This window comes from Bifidobacterium miconis (genome assembly GCF_019331735.1).
GTDB lineage: Bacteria > Actinomycetota > Actinomycetes > Actinomycetales > Bifidobacteriaceae > Bifidobacterium > Bifidobacterium miconis.
In genome coordinates, this window is the sequence record NZ_JAHBBH010000008.1 from 56,791 (window position 1) to 78,031 (window position 21,241).

Genomic DNA, 21,241 nt, shown 5'->3' on the forward strand with positions numbered 1-21,241 from the left:
CGACCGGCTCTGCAAGACGCGGCCCGCACGCCGCAGTACGGCGGCCGGGTCGAGTACGGGAGAGGAAGCACGACATGTCCGCCATTCTCAAGCCCATCGCGTTCCTGATCATCATCTTCGCCGCGTATCTGGTCAAGCGCGCCGGACTGTTCCGCCCGCGCGACTATCGTGTCATGCAGGTCGTCGTCTTCGACTTCACGCTGCCGGCGTCCATCATCGTCTCGTTCGCGACGAATCCGCACCATCCGAGCATGCTGCTCATCTCCGGATTCGCGTTCCTGTGCGCCCTGCTGCCGCTGCCGCTCACGTTCCTCGCCTCCCGGCGCAAGCCGGCCGCCGACCGCGCGTTCCTCATGCTCAACGCGTCCGGCTTCAACGTGGGCAACTTCTGCTTTCCCGTCTTGCAGGCGTTCATGGGCCCGTCCGCGCTCGTGACGGCCTCCATGTTCGACATCGGCAATTCGGTCATGGTCACGGCCGGCACCAACGTGATGACCACGTCCATGCTGCACATCGACATGGATAAGCCGATCACCGAACAGCACGCCGGCAACGCGCCCACGCTGCCGTACACGCGGCCCAAGGACCGCGATGCGCGCCGGCTCGCGCGCCGCGCCAAGCTGCGCAAGATCGCCAAGGGCTTCCTCACGTCGGTGCCGTTCGACATCTACATGCTCATGCTGGTCGTGATGTTCGCCGGGATTCCGATCCCCTCGTTCGTCCCCACGCTGCTCGACCCGGTGGCGAACGCGAACTCGTTCTGCTCGGTGTTCATGGTCGGCATGCTTATGGATCTGCCGAAGACCGGCAAGGACGTGCGCGACGTGCTGCGCGTGCTCGCGTGGCGACTGCCGCTGGGGATCGCGTTCGCCGCGATCGCATGGTTCGCGCTGCCGTTCGACGCAAGCGTGCGCAAGGCCGTGGTGATGCTCGCGCTCGCGCCGACGGCCGTGTTCTCGACGCTGTTCACCGACCGCGTGCTCGGCAACGCGAAGCTCGCCGGCTTCACGCTCGCCGCGTCCGCGATCGTCGCGATTCTGCTCATGACCGGCGTGCAGTTCCTGCTGCCCGCCTGATCTCCCTTAACGAGCCAAAACCGCCACTTCCCATGTTGCGTGGCGGTTTTGGCTCGCTGTGGTATACGGGCTCTTCGCATTTTGGCGTGTATGAATGGGTTCGGTGAGGTGCGGCTCTGTGGTATCGAGATCGCCGCACTGTTCGTGCGTCCGATGCTGTTGTTGTCGTGAGATTGCGCGAGAGCGCAATCTCACCATCGCGCACAGCGCGATGAAAACGGCATTGCGCTCTCGCGCAATCCAGTGTTTCCAGCGGCAGCAACCGCTGCCGCGCCCGAACGGTTGCAACGCTCCCGGATACTGGCGGCAGCTCTCGGCCTCGGCTAGGCCGAGCCGTGAAGAAAACGCCGGAGGCGTTTGTAGGCGAGGAGCGAGCGACAGCGAGCCAGCAAAACGCGGCCGTCAGGCCGTCCTTAATTGCTGAACGCTCCCGGCGAAGCCGGGTGGGGGGCGTCGCGGCGCTACGCGCCGCCAACAACACAGCATCGCGCGCAGCGCGATTCCGATACAACAGGCATGCGGCCATATACGCCAAAATACGAAGAGCCGCACATCGTCCCTTGTTGGACCACCTATGCCCACAACCGTCCTGTCGATCGCTCTCTTGAGAAGAATCAAAAACGGTCGTGGGCATAGAACGTACATTTGCGAGACACAGCGGCGAGGTGATCCGCTCGATTCCACTCATTCGTGGGCATAGGCGGTACATTATGCCGCGCCGGTCGTGGGTACAGACCAACCATTTGCACGATCGTGGGCATAGACCAACCGCGAACAAGCCATTTTCGACCTCTACGCATCCCGTCTATGCCCACAATCTGTTGATTGCAGGTCAGACCTTCGATCCCACTGGCAGGGAATCCGGTCAGGACCGGGATATTCCGTTTACGTCAGTGAACGAAAACCGCCACGACAATCATTGGGCACCGATGGTCGCCGGACCCCGATGAGGGAGCCTGGATGCAGGGAGTTGGATAAACACGGAATAAACAAAACCCCGGCCGTTGGGGCCGGGGTTGTGGAGGGAGCCACTTGACAGAATCGAACTGTCGACCTGCTCATTACGAGTGAGCCGCTCTACCGACTGAGCTAAAGTGGCTTGTTGCCCGGATCGCATTCGCTTTCCGCGCACAAGACTGAAAGCATACAGCATGGCCAGTGGTTTGCCAAATCGTGTTGCGCACGGTGTGTCGCGTTCGCCGTGGCGCCCGCGTTGACGTCGTTGTACCGGTTGGAGCGGCTTGTTGCCCGGAACGCGAAAGCCCACTGTATTGCGATCGTTTGCTTTCGGTTTACCGGTACGTTGTCAAGCCGTTGTTTTGTGTAGTTATGTCTGCTTTTGTGAGTATCTTGTGAGGTGAAGTAACCGGAGTGGCATTCGGCCGTCGTCAGGTTGGCCGAAGCGCCGCGCCGCTTCGCCAAGTGATGATGAAAGGACCAATACCTATGGCCATCAATCCTCCTATTGACGCCACGAAGACCCCGGCGTGGGTCGCGCTGCAGAAGCACTACGACGAGCTGCAGGCCGAGGGCATCAGCCTCAAGAAGTGGTTCGCCGAGGATCCCGACCGCGTCAAGGAGCTCAGCTTCGACGCCGGCGATCTGCACTTCGACCTGTCCAAGAACCTGATCACCCCGGAGACCCTGCGCCTGTTCACCTTCCTCGCCGACGAGGTCAAGCTGGGCGACCGCATCAAGGCCATGTACACCGGCGTCCACATCAACAACACCGAGGACCGCGCCGTGCTGCACACCGCGCTGCGCCGCCCGGTCGAGGACGAGGGCAAGTACATCGTCGACGGCCAGGACACCGTTAAGGACGTGCGCGAGACCCTCGACAAGATCTACGCCTTCGCCGACGAGGTCCGTTCTGGCAAGTGGACCGGTATCACCGGCCGCAAGATCGAGACTGTCGTCAACATCGGCATCGGCGGCTCCGACCTGGGCCCCGTCATGGTGTACGAGGCGCTCAAGCCGTACGCGGACGCCGGCATCTCCGCCCGCTACATCTCCAACATCGACCCGAACGATCTGGCCGAGAAGACCAAGGGCCTCGACCCGGAGACCACCCTGTTCATCATCGTCTCCAAGACCTTCACCACGCTGGAGACCCTGACCAACGCCCGCGAGGCCCGCACCTGGCTGCTCGAGGAGCTCGAGGCCAACGGCGCCATCGCCGCCGGCGACGAGGCCCAGCGCGCCGAAGCCATCAAGAAGCACTTCGTGGCCGTCTCCACCAACCTGGAGAAGGTCGAGGAGTTCGGCATCGACCCGGCCAACGCGTTCGGCTTCTGGAACTGGGTCGGCGGCCGCTACTCCGTCGACTCCGCCGTCGGCACCTCCCTCGCCGTGGTCTTCGGCCCGGCCCGCTTCGAGGAGTTCCTGCACGGCTTCCACGAGATCGACGAGTACTTCGCCAACACCCCGTTCGAGAAGAACGTCGTCGTGCTGCTCGGCATGCTCAACGTGTGGTACCGCAACTTCTTCAAGGCCGCCTCGCACGCCGTGCTGCCGTACGACCAGTACCTGCACCGCTTCCCGGCCTACCTGCAGCAGCTGACCATGGAGTCCAACGGCAAGTCCGTGCGTTGGGACGGCACCCCGGTCACCACCGAGACCGGCGAGATCTTCTGGGGCGAGCCGGGCACCAACGGCCAGCACGCCTTCTACCAGCTGATCCACCAGGGCACCCAGCTTATCCCGGCCGACTTCATCGCGTTCGTCAACACCCCGAACCCGACCAAGGACGGCGACCAGGACGTGCACGAGCTGTTCCTCGGCAACTACCTCGCGCAGACCAAGGCGCTCGCGTTCGGCAAGACCGCCGACGAGGTCCGCGCCGAGGGCACCCCGGAGGAGATCGTCCCGGCCCGCGTGTTCAAGGGCAACCGCCCGACCACGTCGATCTTCGGCGTCGCGCTGACCCCGTTCTCGCTCGGCGAGCTCATCGCCCTGTACGAGCACATCACCTTCGTCGAGGGCACCGTGTGGGGTCTGGACTCCTACGATCAGTGGGGCGTCGAGCTCGGCAAGCAGCTCGCCAAGCAGATCACCCCGGCGATCTCCAAGGACGACGAGGCACTCGCCCAGCAGGATGCGTCCACCCAGGCGCTCATCCAGTTCTACCGCGCCAACCGCGAGTTCTGATTCCCTGGGGAATCAGAACGCAGTGTCCGGTGCGGACGCGTTGCGTCCGGCTACGAACAGTCCACTGGACTGTTCGTCACGAGTTCTGATTCCGTCGCGTAACGGAGTCTGACTGAGCATGATGGTCTCCCGCCTTCATTGGCGGGAGACCATTTTGTTATGTGCCGTCGCGTGATACGATGACCGCAATTCGGAAGACGGGGGAGTGCGATGACGGACGATCAGATTCCTTGGGACGATGCCGCAAACCGTGCCGGCGGCGACGCCGATTCCGCACGTCGCGGCAATCCGTACGTTATCGGCGACCATGATGCCCGCCACGGCCGCAGTGACGGCGATGATGAGGCCGACGATTCGTCCGAAACGGCTGCGGACGATGATGCCGACGACGCTGACGATGACGGCGATGACCTTGCGTACCGTCCGCGCATGCCGCGATGGCTGGCGCTGCTGATCGCCGTGGCCGTGATCGCGGCCGGCGCGGGCGGGTTCGCGTTCCGCCGCGCACGGCAGGGCGGTTCGGCGATCAACTGCTCGTACAGCGAGTCGGCCGACCAATGCTACGGCGGATTCACGCCGCTCACGCCGTCCGGCGAACGCCTTGCGACGAATGCGGCCGCCGCGGACTACTTCAGCACGGCCGTCGCACCGGTGTATCCGGCCGACGAAGCCCTGCGCAAGGCGGTATTGTCGGGCGATCTCGACGTCGTCCACCACACCGCGAAAACGGCCCGCGACACGACGCTGCGGGCCGCACGCACGCTGGCCGCCCGCACCTGGCCGAGCGCACTCGACAAGCCTATCCGCGCCGCCATCGCCGAATACCAGCAGCGCGCCTCCATCTACGCCAACCTCACCGGCAACACCAACCGGGAAGCCATCGAAGACCTGCTGTTCCGCACGCTGTCCGCCACGCGATCGTCCTCCGACGTGCAGCGACTCATCCGCGCCAAGCTCGAACTCGACCCCACGCCCGAGCCGGCCCCGCCGTTCGACGTCACCGCGGTCAAGGACGCGGGCGACTGCAACCAGCTCACGTTCCTCGACGGCAAAGAGCGCACCGTGACGCGGCACTGCGTCGCGATCACCGTCACCAGCCGCGTGCCGGCCGACGTGCCGTATCTGTCCATGCGGCTCAACCTGCTCGACAAGGACGGCACGGTCGTCGCAGGCGACCTGCATGCCTCCGGCATGTCCGACGCGGACGATCCAAACTCCATTCACGACGGCGGCACAGTTACGCTCACCGTCGACATCAACCCGCGCATCGTGCGTTCCGGCTACCGGCTCGCGGCCGACGGCTGGTCCGTGCACACCGCCGACGACCTCATCATCAGCGACGACTACACGCCAGCACAGGCGGCCGCGCTCGCGCCGCTCAACGCATTCCGCATACCGTGAGAGGAAGAACGACCATGAGCAACGCAACATCGTCGTCCGACACGCCGCACGCGACCGCGACTCCCGCATGGAAACCAAGCGTCTGGACGTTCCTCGTGCCGGCCATCCTTGCGGTCGCGGCGCTCGGCGGCGGCTACCTGCTCGGCGGCGTGCAGGCGATCGGCCGCGACGTGTGCCTGTCCGACGCGATCTACGACATCAACGGCCGAACGCCGTCGCCCGTCGACCTGCCGACGTACCACGGGCCTCGTCTCACACGGCAGGCGGCCGGAGCGTACTACGTCAAAGCCGTCGACGCGTCATGGAACGACATCCAGCACGCGTTGCCGACGCTCGCAGGCAACGACCTCGCCGCCATCCACGAACAGGCCGCCATCGTCGCGAAAGCCATGAACCGCACGGCCGACATGCTCACCGCACGCACATGGGACGACTTGGGCTACGACGTCACCGACGCGCTCGACGACATCGTGCGTCAGTACGGCAACCTCGCGCAGGACGCGCAATATGCGGCTGCATCAATCGACATTCAGGACGCGAACAATCTCATGCGCGACCTGATCATGTTCGGCAACCACGCCGACGCGGCCCTGCGAGACGATCTCGGACTGCCCGCCGGCACGCCGTTCACGCCGCCGTTCGACATCGTCGCCGTCGCCGACCGCGGCATCTACGACGCGGCCGCCAACGACGACGACCGCTCGATCGACGACGGCAAGCACATCGTCGACGTGACCGTGCGCAGCAACGTGGCCGGCATCGTACGGTCGGTCAGCCTGTCTCTCACCGTCACCTCGGCCAAGGGACGCACCGTCGGCACCGCGGACGGCGGCATGGACGGCCTCGCGCTCGCGGCCGGACAGTCCGTCGTCGTGCCGGTCGCGATCGATCCTGAACTCGCGACGAGCGGCGCGACGCTGTCGCTGAAGACGCTGTGGATGCGCAACGGCAGCTCGTCCACCATCATCAGTCTGGAAGATGCCGACGGCGGCGCCGCGCCGGCCGACGACTCGCTGAGCCGGCTTGGCGCGCTCGCCGGCTTCCGCCTTCGGTGATGATCCCGTGCGTGGCGGAAAGCGCTCGCTGGCACGCCCCTCAGCGAGCGAAAACCGCCACGCGCGAACGGCGGAGCGCAGGTAACGCGGACTGAGTATTCTGGAGCACGGGAGTAATCAATGAAGCAAGGAGGCAGCATGGTAACGACCTATCAGACCGACTATCCAATGGCGTCCAAGGTCTATTTCACGCGCGACATCAGCCCCGCCGGACTCATGCGCGTCTACAGGGCGCTCGGCGCCCGGCCGCAGGGCAAGGTGGCTGTCAAGCTCAGCTCAGGCGAGGGCGGCAACAAGCACTATCTGCAGCCGTCGCTCATCGCCGACCTCGTGCACGAACTCGACGGCACGATCGTCGAATGCAACACCGCATATCCGGGCACGCGCGACACCAGCGAGCATCACTGGCAGACGATCCGCGAGCACGGCTTCGCCGACATCGCGCCGTGCGACATCCAGGACGAGGAGGGCGAAATCACCATCCCCGTCGCCGGCGGCAAGCGCATCACCGGCGACATCGTCGGCTCGCACTTCCCGAACTACGACTATTACGCGGTCCTCTCGCATTTCAAGGGCCACACGATGGGCGGCTTCGGCGGCGCGCTCAAGAACATCTCGATCGGCATGGCGTCCTCGAACGGCAAGCGCCGGCTGCATTCGGGCGGCGACAAGATCCTCAACAACCCGTTTGGCGGAGACCAGGACGCGTTCCTCGAGGCCATGGCCGAGGCGGCGACCGCCGTGTTCGACGCGCTCAAGGGCAACATGCTGTTCATCAACGTGATGAACAACCTGTCCGTCGACTGCGACTGCGACGGCAACGCGGCCGCGCCGTGCATGCACGACATCGGCGTGTTCGGCTCGCTCGACCCGGTGGCCGTCGACCAGGCGTGCGTCGACCGCATCTACACGTCCGACGAGGACAATTCCGCGATGATCGAGCGCATCGAATCGCGCCATGGCATCCACACCATCGAGCACGCCGTCGAAATGGACCTCGGCAGCCGCGAATACCAGCTCGTCGACCTCGACCAGCGCTGAGGCCGGCGCGTTCGCCGTGGCCGCGTTCGTCGTCGCGTCACGTTCAGCCGAAGAAGGAGACAATCAATATGCAATCCAACGAAACCACCCAATCCCGCATGTTCACGGCCGCGCTGCCGTCCGTGAAGTTCCAGACCGCGGCGGCGATCATCGCCGTGGTCGCGGCCGTCGCGCTGCCGCAGGTTTTCCACGTCGCCGGCGCGGCGCTCGGCCTCGGCACGATGATCGGCCAGACGCTGCTGCCGATGCACCTGCCCGTGCTGCTTGTGGGCCTTTTGGCCGGACCGTTCGCGGGACTCGCGACCGGCGCGCTCGCCCCGATCGCGAGCTTCGCGTTGACCGGCATGCCGATGGCCCCGATGGTGCCGTTCATGATCATCGAACTCGCGTCCTACGGCCTGTTCGCGGGGCTCCTGCGCGGCGTGCGCCTGCCGGCCACCGTGCCGTCGCCGCTCGGCTGGCTCGCCAAGCTGGTCGGCGCGCAGATCGCGGGCCGTATCGTCGACGCGCTGGCGATCGCCGTGGCCGTCTCGCTGCTCGGCAACACGAGCATGACCGTCGCGTCCGTTGCAGCCGCCGTCGTGACCGGCCTGCCGGGACTCGTGCTGCAATGGGTGCTTGTGCCCGTGGTGATGACCGCTGTGGATCGCCGCCGCGACTGATGGTCGGGCGGGACGTGCGCACCGCGTGAAACCGTGTGATGATGGCCCCTCGTTCGCGAGGGGTCATCGCATGAAAGGAGACATCGATGACCGATTCGCAGATGGCGGCCGATCTCGACCTTGCGAAGTCCGCGCTGCTGGGCGACGATGCGCTCGGCTGCGTGGCCTGCCGCACCGACGAGGCGACCGGGCGGGCGACGACGCTGACCGGCACGGGCCGCGGCGTGCGACCGTTGCTGCAATGGCTGGCCGCCGGACAGCGGCTCGACGGATACGCCGCCGCTGACCGCGTGGTCGGCAAGGGCGCGGCGTTGCTGTACGCGAAGCTCGGCGCCGTGGCCGTGTACGCGCAGACGATGAGCGAGGCCGGATTGGCGACGCTGCGCGCGAACGGCATCGAGGCGGACTACGGCACGCTGGTGCCGATGATCCTGAACCGCGCGGGCGACGGCATGTGCCCGATCGAACGGTCGGTGGCCGGCATCGACGATCCTGCGGCCGCGGAGCCCGCCATCCGCGTGGCGGTCGCCAAACTGATGCGCGGCAAATGACGGCCGACGACAAGTGACGTCGACAATGTCCGTAAAGCGTCATAGAATTGGCGATTGCTGTGTCGAAAGCCGGGTCGCCGCATAAGCCCGGTTTTCCGAAGGGTCCAGCCGGGCAGTCGCTCCGGCGGATTGGCAGGCTTCCCGAGGGCAGACCCGAGGGATACCAAGAATCGGTCGCCCATCGCGGGCGGTCGGGCGCGGATGCCGCGTCCGTCACCGTGCAACACGCGAGGCAGACCCCTGACTGTGGCTGATATGCGGCAGCGACTAAGGAATGAACATGGCTAACGCTATCGACGCATTTGACGCCAAGCACCTCAAGCCGGCCGAGGAGATCCCGGCCTTCCGTCCCGGCGACACCGTCGACGTGAACGTGAAGATCAAGGAAGGCAACAACTCCCGTATCCAGACGTTCACCGGCGTGGTGATCGCCCGTCACGGTGCCGGCGTGCACGAGACCTTCATCGTCCGCAAGATCAGCTTCGGCACGGGTGTCGAGCGCCGCTTCCCGGTGCACTCCCCGTCCATCGACTCCATCAAGCTGGTCCGTCGCGGCCGCGTTCGTCGCGCGAAGCTGTACTACCTGCGCTCCCTGCGCGGCAAGGCCGCTCGCATCGTCGAGCGTCGCGACAACTCCGCCAAGTGAGTTTCGCCTAGCGCATGAACGAACAGCCCGGACCGTCTGGTTCCGGGCTGTTCGCGTATTGTTCGCGTATTCGTCCCGTATGATGGGATGCCGGATGAATCGTCGGATGCCGGAGCCCGGAGCCCGGAGCTCGGGCGTGCCCGGCGAACCGCCCGCGCCGGAATGGACAAGGAGTTGCACATGCAGTCGAACGACGAGGACCGGCATACGCTGATGGTCTCCGACCACGGGGTCAACCCGGAACCGCTGCCGTCGCGCGCCGAGTTCGAGGCAATGGCCGGCGGCGCGAACGGCGAGCCGAACAGCGCGCGGAACGGCGGCGCGCAGGGCGACGAAGACGGGCAGTCCGGCTGGCGCGATTTCCTGATCTGGTGCGGCGTGCCGGTGCTCGTCGTGCTGCTCGTGCGCATCCTGCTCATCGGCTGCTACGTCATCCCGTCCGGCTCCATGATGAACACGATCGAACCCGGCGACAAGGTCGTCACCAGCAAGCTCACGCCGCGCGTCTTCGACCTGAAGCGCGGCGACGTCGTCGTGTTCAAGGATCCCGCCAACTGGCTGTCCGCCGAGTACAGCGGCAACTTGGGCGGCGACTATCTCATCAAGCGACTCATCGGCCTGCCCGGCGACGTGGTCGAATGCGAGGGCGCCGGCCAGCCGGTCAAGGTCAACGGCGTCGCCGTCGACGAAACCTCCTACCTGCGCCCCGGCGTCGAGCCGAGCGCGTTCCCGTTCCGCGTCGAGGTCACCGCCGGCCACGTGTTCGTGCTCGGCGACAACCGCGCGAATTCCGCCGACTCCCGCTACCATCAGGACGACGGCGACCACGGCCTCGTGCCGGTGGACGACGTGGTCGGCGTCGCCGTCGCGCGATACTGGCCGATCGACCGCATCGGCCTGTTCGCCGACCATCGCGACGTGTTCGCCGACGTGCCGGACGGCAGCGAATCGCAGCAATCGTAACGAAAGGACGGCCATGTCGATTCAGGAAATACCGACGCTGCGGCTGGAACGCGAGCTCGCCGACGGGGGAGCGGAGCTGATCGTTGGCTTCGACGAGGTCGGCCGCGGCTCGCTCGCCGGCCCGGTGATGGTCGGCGCGGCCATGATCCGCGCGCGCGACCTGCCGTCGCTCGACGTGCCCGACGGCGTGGCCGACTCGAAAATGCTCACCGAACGCCGGCGCGAGGCGATCTACGACGAACTCAAGTCATGGTGCGCCGCGTGGGCCGTCGGATCGGCCAGCAACGAGGAAATCGACGCATGGGGCATCTCCCATGCGCTCGGCGTCGCGGCCCTGCGCGCGCTCGCCGAAGCCGAACGCAAGCTGGGGCTCGCCGACGGCCCGATCGACGCGGGAGGAACCCAAGCCGTGCGCGTCGCCGGCATCCTCGACGGGCCGAACGACTACATCACCAAAACGCTCGACACCTTCGACGCGCCCGACGTGCCCGCCCCCGCACGCATCACCACGCTGGTCAAGGCCGACCGGCACTGCGCGACCGTCGCCACGGCGGCGGTCATCGCCAAGGTCACGCGCGACCGGCTCATGGTCGATCTCGCGAGGTCCCATCCCGAATGGGCCGCGTACGAATGGGAACACAACAAGGGCTACGGTTCGGCCGCGCATCGCGCCGCCATCGCCGAACTCGGGCCCACGCCGCTGCACCGCGTCAGCTGGAAGCTCACCTGAGAGTTCGCCTGAGCCGAAACGCAAACTTCCGCAATTTTCGCAATTTTCCGCGATTGTGAGCGTTCTCACCGTGTTGCGCCCGCGGACGCGGTAAGCTCGGAGACACCGATGCCGAAGCAGACATGCGGGGAGGTTTACGTATGGCAGGCAAGCGCGGGGCGGGCAAGCGTCCATCCATGTTCGAAGTGGCCAAGCTGGCGGGGGTCAGCCATCAGACCGTATCCAGAGTCATCAACAATTCCCCCGACGTGTCGGACGCGACCCGTGCCAAGGTGCAGGCCGCGATCAAGCAGCTCGACTATCATCCCAGCAATTCCGCCCGTGCGCTCGCGTCGCGCCGGTCGCGCACCATCGGCCTGATCGCCGGCGGCCTGCGCTTCTTCGGCCCGATCTCGGCGATCACGTCGATCGAAACGCTCGCCCGGCAGCACGGCCTGTTCATGTCGGTGATGATGGTGCACAGCGCCTCGTGCACGCAGGACGAATTCGAGGACCTGTGCGGCACGTTCAACGAGCAGAATGTCGACGCGTTCATCTTCCTGACCCCGACCGACGCCATGTTCGAGGCGGCCTGCCGCACGCGTGTGAGCCAGCCGCGCGTGTTCGTCACGTCCACGCACGGCTCGCTGAGCGTGAGCGAAGGCCTGCGGCTGATCCGCTCGCACGATCACGGCAAGGTGTCGATGGTCGGCATCGACCAGTGGGGCGCGATGGAGGAGGTCGTGCGTCTGCTCGGCGAGTACGGGCACCGCCGCGCGCTGTATTTCGCCGGACCGTCCGAATGGCGCGACGCGGCGACGCGACTGGACGCGTGGGTGAAGCGGTCGCGCGAGAAGGCGATCAGTTCGGTCACAGTCCGTTGCGACACGTGGGATTCGTCCGAGGCGTACGGCCGGATGAATCATCTGCTCGATTCGATCGGCCGCTCCGGCGGCGTGCTGCCGACGGTCGTCGTCGCCGCGAACGACGCGATGGCGGTCGGCGTGGCGCGCGCGCTGCACGAGCACGGCGTGCGCATTCCGCAGGACGTGAGTTTGGTCGGGTTCGACGACATGCCCGCGATGGACAACATGTATCCGCCGCTGACCACGGTGCGGCCCGATTTCGAGCAGCTTGGCCGCGCGGCGATGCGCGAGGCGCTGCGGCTGCTGGGGGAGGGCGAGGGCGTGGCCCTGCCCGAGTCCGCGCACGGTGTGGGGCTGATTCCGGCGTCGGTGATCAACCGCGCGTCGCTGGCGCCGGCCGCGCCGCGCCGCTGAGGCCGGGCGGGCCGATCGGGGCTGGGTCGCGCCGGTCATAAGGCCGGTCGATATCCCGTTATCAATGCGAGACACGGCGAGCTTGTGCTCATCCGCTGACCTCGCTACAATGAAACCGTTGATGTGAGCGCTAACAGTTCTCCGATGGAGTAGATGCGGCGCTTGGGAACTTCAGGTAAGGATAGGAGTCCGCACTATGGCAGCAACCGTGAGCGACACCGAACAGATCGCCGGCATCGCCGAGAAGATCCGCGCCGGCAAGACCTCGCTCGGCATCGAATTCGGATCCACGCGCATCAAGGCCGTGCTGATCGACGACACGTATTCCACCATCGCCTCCGGCGACTACAGCTGGGCCAGCCACCTCGAGGACGGCCTGTGGAGCTACTCGGTCGACGAAATCTGGAAGGGCCTGCAGTCCGCCTACGCCGCCATGGCCAACGACGTGCACACCGCCTACGGCGAAAAGCTCACCAAGATCGGCCACATCGGCTTCTCCGCCATGATGCACGGCTACCTCGCCTTCGACAAGGACGGCGAACTGCTCGTGCCGTTCCGCACCTGGCAGAACACCAACACGCACGAGGCCCACGAGAAGCTCTCCGAGCTGTTCCAGTACAACATCCCCGAACGCTGGTCCATCGCGCATCTCTACCAGTGCGTGCTCAACAAGGAGGAGCACGTCTCCAAGGTCGCGTACTTCACCACGCTGGCCGGCTACGTGCACTGGAAGCTCACCGGCGAGAAGGTGCTCGGCATCGGCGACGCCTCCGGCATGTTCCCGATCGACCCGACCACCCACACCTACGAGCAGGCGTTCATCGAAAAGTTCGACGCGCTGCCCGAGGTCGCGGCCCAGCTGTGGAAGCTCGAAAACCTGCTGCCGACCCCGCTCGTCGCGGGCACCCCGGCCGGCAAGCTCACCGAGGCCGGCGCGCTGCTGCTCGACCCGACCGGCACCCTCAAGCCGGGCATCGTCCTCGCCCCGCCGGAAGGCGACGCGGGCACCGGCATGGTCGCCACCAACTCCGTGCGCGTGCGCACCGGCAACGTCTCCGCCGGCACCTCCATCTTCGCGATGGTCGTGCTCGAGCACAAGCTCAAGGCCCTGCACCCGGAAGTCGACCTCGTCACCACGCCGGCCGGCGACCTCGCGGGCATGAGCCATGCCAACAACTTCACCTCCGACCTCAACGCGTGGGTCGGCCTGTTCGGCCAGTTCGCGGCCGCGATCGGCCAGCCGGTCGACGCCGGCACGCTGTACGGCACGCTGTTCCGCACCGCCATCTCCGACGACGCGGACGCCGACTGCGGCGGCCTGATCAACTACCCGTTCCGCTCCGGCGAATTCCTCGCCGGCCTCGAGGAGGGCCGCCCGCTCTTCGTGCGCAACCCCGAAGCCCGCATGAGCCTCGCGAACTTCATGCGCGCCCAGCTGTTCAGCGCGTTCAGCCCGGTCAAGATCGGCATGGACGTGATGACCAAGGACGAGCACGTCGAAATCGACTCCCTCGTCGGCCACGGCGGCATCTTCACCACCCCGAAGGTCGCGCAGAAGATCCTCGCCGCCGCGTTCGACACGCCGATCAAGGTCATGACCACCGCCGCCGAGGGCGGCGCCTGGGGCATGGCCGTGCTCGCCGACTACCTGTGGAACACCAACGAGGACCACACCAACCTCGCCGACTACCTCGACGGCCGCGTGTTCAAGGACGCGCAGTCCACCACCGAGACGCCGGACTCGTCCGACGTGGCCGGCTTCGAGCGCTTCTTCGAGCGCTTCGGCAAGGGCCTGCCCATCGAGAAGGCCGCCATCGCCGCGGTGCCGCTGGAAGGCTGAAATCGAATCGCGCCGCGCGCGATGCCGCGCTGGCAGGCGGTCTTCGACCGCGACGCTCCCTCAGTCAGCCTGCGGCTGACAGCTCCCTCAGCCGAGGGCTCCGCCAGCTTCACGAACGTAACAAACGCAACAAACGTCAACAAGCAATACCGAAAGGAAAACCATCATGGCAACTCTGGCTGATTACGGTCCGGAAGTCCGCGCCGAAGTCAAGCAGGTGCGCGAGGTCGTCGCCACCCTGCACGAGCAGCTCATCAAGTGGAACCTCGTCGTGTGGACCGCGGGCAACGTCTCCCAGCGTCTGCACACCGCCGACCTCATGGTCATCAAGCCGTCCGGCGTGCGCTACGAGTATCTGACCCCGGGCTCCATGGTCGTGTGCGACCTCGACGGCAACGTCGTCGACGGCACCGAGGCCCCGTCCTCCGACACCGCGTCCCACGCGTACATCTACCGCCACATGCCGAACGTCTACGGCGTCGTGCACACGCACTCCACCTACGCCACCGCGTGGGCGGCCACCGGCCAGAACATCCCGTGCGGCCTGACCATGATGGGCGACGAGTTCGGCGGCCCGGTGCCGGTCGGCCCGTTCCGCCTCATCGGCTCCGAGGCCATCGGCGAGGGCGTCGTCGAGACGCTCAAGAAGTACCCGAAGTCCCCGGCCGTCCTCATGCAGAACCACGGCCCGTTCACCATCGGCAAGGACGCGGAGGCCGCCGTCAAGGCCGCCGCCATGACCGAGGAGGTCGCGCACACCATGTGGGCCGCCAAGCAGCTCGGCGACATCATCGAGATCCCGCAGGCCGACATCGACAAGCTGAACGACCGCTACCAGAACGTCTACGGCCAGCACTGAGATAACGGAGCGTCCTCGTCGTTGCTCCTCGGTCGCGGTACTCAGTACCGCTTCCCTCGATGCGCCTCGAGGCCGCACGCGTTATCTCAGCGCTGACTTCGCCAGCACTGAGCACACAAAATTTTTCACAACGAAGTAACAAAGGAGCCAATCATGGCAATGGAAAACCCCTTTGAGGGCAAGGAAATCTGGTTCGGCGTCGGCTCGCAGGACCTGTACGGCGAGGAAGCCCTTCGCCAGGTCGCCGCGCACTCCGCGGAAATGGTCGACTACCTGAACAAGACCGGCAAGATCCCGGCCAAGATCGTCCTCAAGCCGACCCTGAAGTCCTCCGACGGCGTCAAGCAGTTCATGGTCGAGGCCTCCGCCAACCCGAACGTCATCGGCGTCATCGCCTGGTGCCACACCTTCTCCCCGGCCAAGATGTGGATCCGCGGCCTCGAAGTGCTCACCAAGCCGCTGCTGCAGCTGGCCACCCAGCACCACAAGGAGATCCCGTGGGAGACCATCGACATGGACTTCATGAACCTGAACCAGGCCGCCCACGGCGACCGTGAGTTCGGTTACATCGTCTCCCGCCTCGGCATCCCGCGCAAGATCGTCGTCGGCCACTACACCGACCCGGAGGTCGCCGAGAAGGTCGGCACCTGGGCCCGCGCCTGCGCCGGCTGGGACGCCTCCAACAACATGAAGGTCATGCGCTGGGGCGACAACATGCGCAACGTCGCCGTCACCGAGGGCGACAAGACCGAAGCCGAGCGCGTGTTCGGCGCCTCCATCAACACCTGGGCCGTCAACGAGCTCGTCGCCGCGTACGACGCCGTCAAGGACGATCAGGTCAAGGAGATCATCGAGGACTACAAGGCCAAGTACGACGTCGATCCGGCCCTGCTGGACGCCAAGTACGACTCCCTGTTCATCGCCGCCAAGGAAGAGGCAGCGATGGTCAACATGATGCGCGCCAACGGCTGCACCGCCGGCGTCGACAACTTCGAGGACCTCGGCGCCCTGCCGCAGCTGCCGGGCGTCGGCCCGCAGCGCTTCCCGTCCGAGTACGGCTGGGGCTTCTCCGCCGAAGGCGACTGGAAGACCGCCGTACTCGTGCGCATCGGTGCCGTGATGGGCTATGGCCTCGACGGCGGCGCCTCCCTCATGGAGGACTACTCCTACAACTTCACCGAGGGCAACGAGCTCGACATGGGTTCCCACATGCTCGAGGTCTCCCCGTCCATCGGCACCATCGCCAAGCCGAAGCTGGAGATCCATCCGCTCGGCATCGGCGGCAAGGCCGACCCGGTGCGTCTGGTCTTCTCCGGCAAGCCGAAGAAGGACGCCGTCGTGGTCTCCATGGCCGACGAGCGCGAGCGCTTCCGCCTGCTCATGGACGTGGTCGACGTCGTCGAGCCGCAGGGCTCCCTCAAGGAGCTGCCGTGCGCCCGCGCCGTCTGGAAGCCGCAGCCGAGCCTGAAGACCGCCGTCCAGTGCTGGATCACCGCCGGTGGCTCGCACCACACCTGCATGACCACCTCCGTCGGCCGTGAGGCTTGGGAGGACTTCGCCCGCATCGCCGGCGTGGAGCTCGCTGTCATCGACAAGGACACCACCGCCCGCCAGTTCGAGAAGGAACTGCAGCTGTCCGAGATGTACCATCGTCTCAACAACCAGCACTGATTACGATCGCCTGATCGCTGATCGGTAACAGAAAGGCCGCCCGACATCATGCCGGGCGGCCTTTCGCGTCATGGAAGACGCGGAAGAAGTCCTGATTACCGGGCCGCGGCGACGAACGCGTTGAAAATGGCTTGGGAGCGCGGATCCACGCGGTACAGGAATTCGGGATGCCATTGCACGGCCCACAGGAACCGGCTGTCCGGTCGCCACAACGCCTCGACTATCCCATCCGGGGCCGTGGCCATCACACGCAGTCCCGGAGCCAGTTCGCGCACGGCCTGATGGTGATAGCTGTTGACGGCGATCTCCCGCTGCCCGGCGAACAGCTCGGCCAACGGCGTGCCGGGCACCAGATCCACATGATGTCCGAACGCGTCATACGGCGGATTCATGTGATGCTCCACCTCGCTGGGATGCTCGGTGGGCAGATCCTGCCACAGCGTGCCGCCCAAATACCGGTTGATGAACTGGATGCCGCGGCAAATGCCCAGAATCGGCTTGTCCAGCCGCATCACGGCGGGCAGCAGCAATGATTCCATGCGGTCGCGCTCCGGACTCAGCGCCTCATTGCGGCCGGTATCGTCCGGAAGACTCGCAGCACTGTCTCGTCCCAAGTTCGGTTTCGCGTCAGGCTTGTCTCCGGTATCCGATTGGTCTTCCGGCCCAACGTTCGGTCCAGCGTTTGGTCCAACGCCGGATTTCACACCCGATCCGACGCCCGGCCCCACATCCGGCCCGCCCGTGAACAGGAACGCGTCGAACCGCTCCGCACACTGCGCCACCGCATCCGCGTCATCGGTCAACGGCAGCATCACCGGCGTGCCGCCGGCGCGCAGCACCGCGTCCATGTACCCGGGCAGCATCCACAGGCTGTCCCGCCCGTAGTCCATCAACGGCGTCACGGCGACGAGCGGTCGATCGGTCATCTGCAACCCCCCCCATTCCAAACGGATCGTCAACAGGCCGCAGTCCACACCGCGGCGATACCGTCACTCTAGTACTTCGTCGGACATGCACGGCTGCATTCAGACCATCGGCAGCTTGAGTAGTACGGCCCATACGGAGTCGTCGTGGTTGACGGTGAATTCGCCGCCGGCCGCGACGGCCGTGTGACGGCAGCGGTCGAGCCCAGTACCGCCGCTGAAGATGCCAGCCGGCCGGAAGATCCCGTTGGACGCGGACAGCGTGGCCAGTCCGGGCGCGAGCGTGACCACGATGCAGTAGCCGGCGGCCGGGTCGGCGTATTTCATCATGTTGCCGACGATTTCGTGCAGGATGTCCAGCAGTGCGGACCTGCGCTCGGCGGTGCACGAGCAGCTCGGGACGCCGCCGACTATGATTTCGCCGGTCAGTCCGTGCGCGTGCAGCCGTTCGTCGTACGTCGCTGCGATCGATTGCAGTTCGTCGTTGCCGAGAGTGGTGAGCGGACGGCGCTCGGCGGAAACATGACCGATCGGCGTCCTGTGCGACGCATCGCCGGCCCGGTCCAGCCCGGCGATGAGCGTGCGCACTTTGGCGAGGGATTCCTGTGCGGTCCGTTCGATGATCGCCGCTGCGTCCACACGCTCTCCGCCGTCGGCGCGCGTCGCCGTCCGCAGCTGGCACGCGAGCAGCAGAATCGTCGTCAAATCGTTGGCGACCGAATGATGCAGCTGTTCGGCGAGCCGCTGATCCGCGACGCGACGCAGCAGAGCGGCGCGCTCCAGCTCATCGGCCTCCTGCCGTTCCCGCCAGCTCATCATCGAACCGAGCCACAGTGCGACCATCAGAAACGCAGCCGTGGCGCATACGATCGCAAACACCGACGAATCCCACGGATACAGCCATATGCGCGCCGCCGTGGCGGCCTCCGCGGCGATCGCCGCCGCCAGCGCCATCGCGATGCCCAGATACGCCATGATCGTGACGGCGACCAGCAGACAGAACAGTATCGACAGCGGCGTCGTCTCCGGCACGAAGCACCTCGCCGCCCACAGCGCGACGATCGCCCAGCCGCCGATGCGCGGCAGCAACGCCATCAGCAGGCATCCGACGACGGACAGCAACGCGAACAGCGTCGTCGCGTCTCCGCCGTCGCCGGTCCCGCGCAAATACAGAGTTTCGACCGCCGTCGGAATCGACGCGCACGCCAGCAGCACGCGGGTCCGCCAATCCCAGAGCAGTCGCTTGTCAATGCGTTGTCCGAACATCATCGCGCTTTCCATTGGTCGCTGGTTGTGGGTTACGTTGTTGCGCTGTGTTTCGCGCTGTGTTTCCGGCTGATCCATGCCGAGTCAGCGTCGCGTCGCCGGTGATGCGACGCCGGCGACGCGCTGTTGGCGATACGCCGGAGACCGTGTGCCGACCTCGTGCCCGAGACGCGCTGCGACGAGCGCGACGCAGGCGAATCCGTTTCACATGCGCAGATATCGCCGGCACAGGGCGACCGCCTCGTCGCGGTCGCGTGCGTGCAGCTTCTCGCGCACGCGCGCGACCTGCGAGAAGATCGTGCCTTTGGTGATGCCGAGCGCGGCGGCGATGTCGTCGGTCGACCGTCCGTCCGCATACATGCGCATGATGGCGGACTGTTGCGCGGACAGTGCGAACGATCGCTCCGGTTGCGCCCGCGACGCGTCCGCGCAACCGGAACGGACGGGCTGTCCAGACGAACCGAACGTTCCGGCCAGATCGGCCGGCCCGTCCGCTTCATCCGAACGAACGACGTCGGCGGGGGAGCCTGCGACCGGCGCGGCCGGTGCGCCCGTCTGCCGCGCGTCGACGGGAAGTCCGGCAGTCGCATCGGACCGTCGGCATGCGCACGCTCCGCGAACGGCGTCGGCGATCGCCGAAACATCGTCCTTGCTGAGCACCGCGATCGCCCCCGCGGCGACGGCCGCATCGTTATAGACGGCCGGATCGTTATAGACGGCCGGATCGTAGGCGGTCACGCCGATCATCGGCAGCGCCGGCGCCCACCGGCGCGCCGCACGGCACACGTCGACGCCGGTCATGTCGGACAGCGCCATGTCGACCAGCAGCACGTCCGGACGGTCCTGGGCGCGGATGCAGCGCTGGATCGCGCTCGCGCCGAGCTGCGCTGTCCACATCACCGTGCAGCCGTCGCGGGCCAGCAGCGACGACAACGCCATCAACGCCATGCGATCGTTGTCCACGATCGCGATCGAAACCGGTTTGCGTCGCGCATGCTGTTCCATGCGGTCCAGTCTAGGCGTGCGCGACACGGCGGCGGCAACTCATGTCATGCACCGCATGTCGTGCCGTGGCGCGGGACAATGGAACCGTCGTAGCGTGGCAGTATCGGCGATATCCGACCGATCGGCGGCCGTTCCGACATACGGCCTGATCGAAGGAGGTCATCATGAACCCCACGGCGATGCGCAACGGGCGGCGGTACATCATTCTTCCGTCCGTGACAGGCGGTAACGACGAGCCGCTGCGGGATGGTCCGCGCCGCAACGATCCGCAGCATGACAGGCTTCAGCGTGACGATGCGCGACGCAACGAATCGAATGCCCGCGGGACCGTATCGGAGACCGGCTCCGGCGCTTCCGCCGGCCGGCCGATGTGGTGGTGGTTGCTCGCCGCGTTTCTCGCGTTCGCGGTGATCGTTACCGGCGCGTTCGTCTGGCAGCGTGCCACGCGCGTCACTGCGCAGAAGATCTACGACGAACTCGTCTCGCTCGAACCGAACGCCACCAAGGACCAGCTGACCGCACGCGGCTACGCGTACGGCGGACGCGCCGCATACGGCTGGCGGACGGTCGACGACGACGAGTTCCCGACCTACGACGGTCCCGACGAAGCGCCGATCGACGCGTTCATGAACGACGTGCGCGCCGGGCGAGAATCCGTGCTGCGGCTGGTCGTCGACGGCATCGGCCCGTCCCGGAAGACTGGCACCGACGAGGTCTCGGACGGCACGTCGGTGCGCATCCTGTGGTTCGACCCGACCGCCGACGCCGACTGGGCCGACAAGGACGATCCCCGCCAGCCGGCCTCCATCCATCACGACGGCAAGGGGCAGATCCGCGAATGGTGGTGGCGCGACGGCGAGGTCGTCGTCTCCGACAAACGGTTCTCGCGGGCCATGCAGCGGGACGACGAGTACGCGGACCGCACCTACGTCCTCAAACACCAGCCCGCGATCCCGTCCGACCCCGACTCGACCAGCACCGTCATCGTCGCGTACGATGAAAACCTCTACTCGCGCGGTTCCGGTTTGGGCTCAGTTTCCGGTTCCGGCACTGGCTCCGACTGATGGCCTTCTCGGCCCCTCCCTGCTCGCCACGCTGGGATCCGGCTGGTGGAAAAGTCTCGCTGAGCATCGTCTCAGTGAGACT

General features: G+C 66.1%; 18 protein-coding genes and 1 tRNA gene. 15 read left to right on the forward strand and 4 right to left on the reverse strand.

Features of this window, described 5'->3' with window-relative positions; all coding sequences use genetic code 11:
- The first annotated feature begins 74 nt into the window (after positions 1-74).
- On the forward strand, positions 75-1,076 hold the full coding sequence (locus KIH79_RS04285; RefSeq protein WP_219058280.1) for an AEC family transporter: 1,002 nt from the start codon (positions 75-77) through the stop codon (positions 1,074-1,076).
- Between the two features lie 1,026 nt (positions 1,077-2,102).
- Here KIH79_RS04285 and KIH79_RS04290 read toward each other — a convergent pair.
- Positions 2,103-2,175: transfer RNA gene (locus KIH79_RS04290), tRNA-Thr, on the reverse strand.
- A gap of 347 nt (positions 2,176-2,522) precedes the next feature.
- On the opposite strand from KIH79_RS04290, the gene pgi reads away from it, so the two are divergent.
- From pgi to araA, 13 genes are all read left to right on the forward strand, one after another.
- On the forward strand, positions 2,523-4,223 hold the full coding sequence (gene pgi / locus KIH79_RS04295) for a glucose-6-phosphate isomerase (RefSeq protein ID WP_219058281.1): 1,701 nt from the start codon (positions 2,523-2,525) through the stop codon (positions 4,221-4,223).
- Between the two features lie 210 nt (positions 4,224-4,433).
- Entirely contained in the window at positions 4,434-5,624 is a 1,191-nt protein-coding gene (locus KIH79_RS04300; protein WP_219058282.1) for a hypothetical protein, read from the forward strand.
- Between the two features lie 14 nt (positions 5,625-5,638).
- The gene (locus tag KIH79_RS04305; protein ID WP_219058283.1) at positions 5,639-6,679 is read left to right on the forward strand and encodes a hypothetical protein; all 1,041 of its coding nucleotides are present in this window, start codon (positions 5,639-5,641) and stop codon (positions 6,677-6,679) included.
- Positions 6,680-6,817: 138 nt separating this feature from the next.
- The gene (locus KIH79_RS04310; protein WP_236023601.1) at positions 6,818-7,720 is read left to right on the forward strand and encodes a DUF362 domain-containing protein; all 903 of its coding nucleotides are present in this window, start codon (positions 6,818-6,820) and stop codon (positions 7,718-7,720) included.
- A 68-nt stretch (positions 7,721-7,788) separates the two neighbouring features.
- A complete protein-coding gene (locus tag KIH79_RS04315; RefSeq protein WP_236023602.1) occupies positions 7,789-8,382 on the forward strand; it encodes an ECF transporter S component in 594 nt (197 codons plus the stop codon).
- 86 nt (positions 8,383-8,468) lie between these two features.
- Positions 8,469-8,933, forward strand: coding sequence for a DUF1893 domain-containing protein (locus KIH79_RS04320; RefSeq protein ID WP_219058285.1), 465 nt, complete (start codon positions 8,469-8,471; stop codon positions 8,931-8,933).
- A 280-nt stretch (positions 8,934-9,213) separates the two neighbouring features.
- Positions 9,214-9,579, forward strand: a complete 366-nt coding sequence (gene rplS / locus KIH79_RS04325) for a 50S ribosomal protein L19 (protein WP_219058286.1) — start codon at positions 9,214-9,216, stop codon at positions 9,577-9,579.
- Positions 9,580-9,759: 180 nt separating this feature from the next.
- On the forward strand, positions 9,760-10,542 hold the full coding sequence (gene lepB / locus KIH79_RS04330) for a signal peptidase I (RefSeq protein ID WP_236023603.1): 783 nt from the start codon (positions 9,760-9,762) through the stop codon (positions 10,540-10,542).
- Positions 10,543-10,555: 13 nt separating this feature from the next.
- Positions 10,556-11,272 carry a ribonuclease HII gene (locus KIH79_RS04335; protein WP_219058288.1) on the forward strand — a complete coding sequence of 239 codons (717 nt, stop codon included), beginning with the start codon at positions 10,556-10,558 and terminating at the stop codon, positions 11,270-11,272.
- 176 nt (positions 11,273-11,448) lie between these two features.
- Positions 11,449-12,531, forward strand: a complete 1,083-nt coding sequence (locus KIH79_RS04340) for a LacI family DNA-binding transcriptional regulator (protein WP_219058307.1) — start codon at positions 11,449-11,451, stop codon at positions 12,529-12,531.
- Between the two features lie 196 nt (positions 12,532-12,727).
- The gene (locus KIH79_RS04345; protein ID WP_219058289.1) at positions 12,728-14,371 is read left to right on the forward strand and encodes a xylulokinase; all 1,644 of its coding nucleotides are present in this window, start codon (positions 12,728-12,730) and stop codon (positions 14,369-14,371) included.
- 166 nt (positions 14,372-14,537) lie between these two features.
- Positions 14,538-15,230, forward strand: coding sequence for an L-ribulose-5-phosphate 4-epimerase (locus KIH79_RS04350; RefSeq protein WP_033494540.1), 693 nt, complete (start codon positions 14,538-14,540; stop codon positions 15,228-15,230).
- Positions 15,231-15,383: 153 nt separating this feature from the next.
- Positions 15,384-16,901 (forward strand): L-arabinose isomerase, encoded by a 1,518-nt coding sequence (gene araA, locus KIH79_RS04355; protein WP_219058290.1) that lies wholly within the window; start codon positions 15,384-15,386, stop codon positions 16,899-16,901.
- Positions 16,902-16,996: 95 nt separating this feature from the next.
- On the opposite strand, the gene KIH79_RS04360 is transcribed toward araA, so the two are convergent.
- The 3 genes from KIH79_RS04360 to KIH79_RS04370 form a co-directional block, all read right to left on the reverse strand.
- Positions 16,997-17,827: a gamma-glutamyl-gamma-aminobutyrate hydrolase family protein gene (locus KIH79_RS04360; RefSeq protein ID WP_219058291.1), complete on the reverse strand. Its 831-nt coding sequence runs from the start codon at positions 17,825-17,827 to the stop codon at positions 16,997-16,999.
- A 99-nt stretch (positions 17,828-17,926) separates the two neighbouring features.
- Positions 17,927-19,093 (reverse strand): sensor histidine kinase, encoded by a 1,167-nt coding sequence (locus tag KIH79_RS04365; protein ID WP_219058292.1) that lies wholly within the window; start codon positions 19,091-19,093, stop codon positions 17,927-17,929.
- Between the two features lie 201 nt (positions 19,094-19,294).
- A complete protein-coding gene (locus KIH79_RS04370; RefSeq protein ID WP_219058293.1) occupies positions 19,295-20,095 on the reverse strand; it encodes a response regulator in 801 nt (266 codons plus the stop codon).
- Positions 20,096-20,259: 164 nt separating this feature from the next.
- On the opposite strand from KIH79_RS04370, the gene KIH79_RS04375 reads away from it, so the two are divergent.
- Entirely contained in the window at positions 20,260-21,159 is a 900-nt protein-coding gene (locus KIH79_RS04375; RefSeq protein WP_219058294.1) for a hypothetical protein, read from the forward strand.
- Positions 21,160-21,241: the final 82 nt, after the last annotated feature.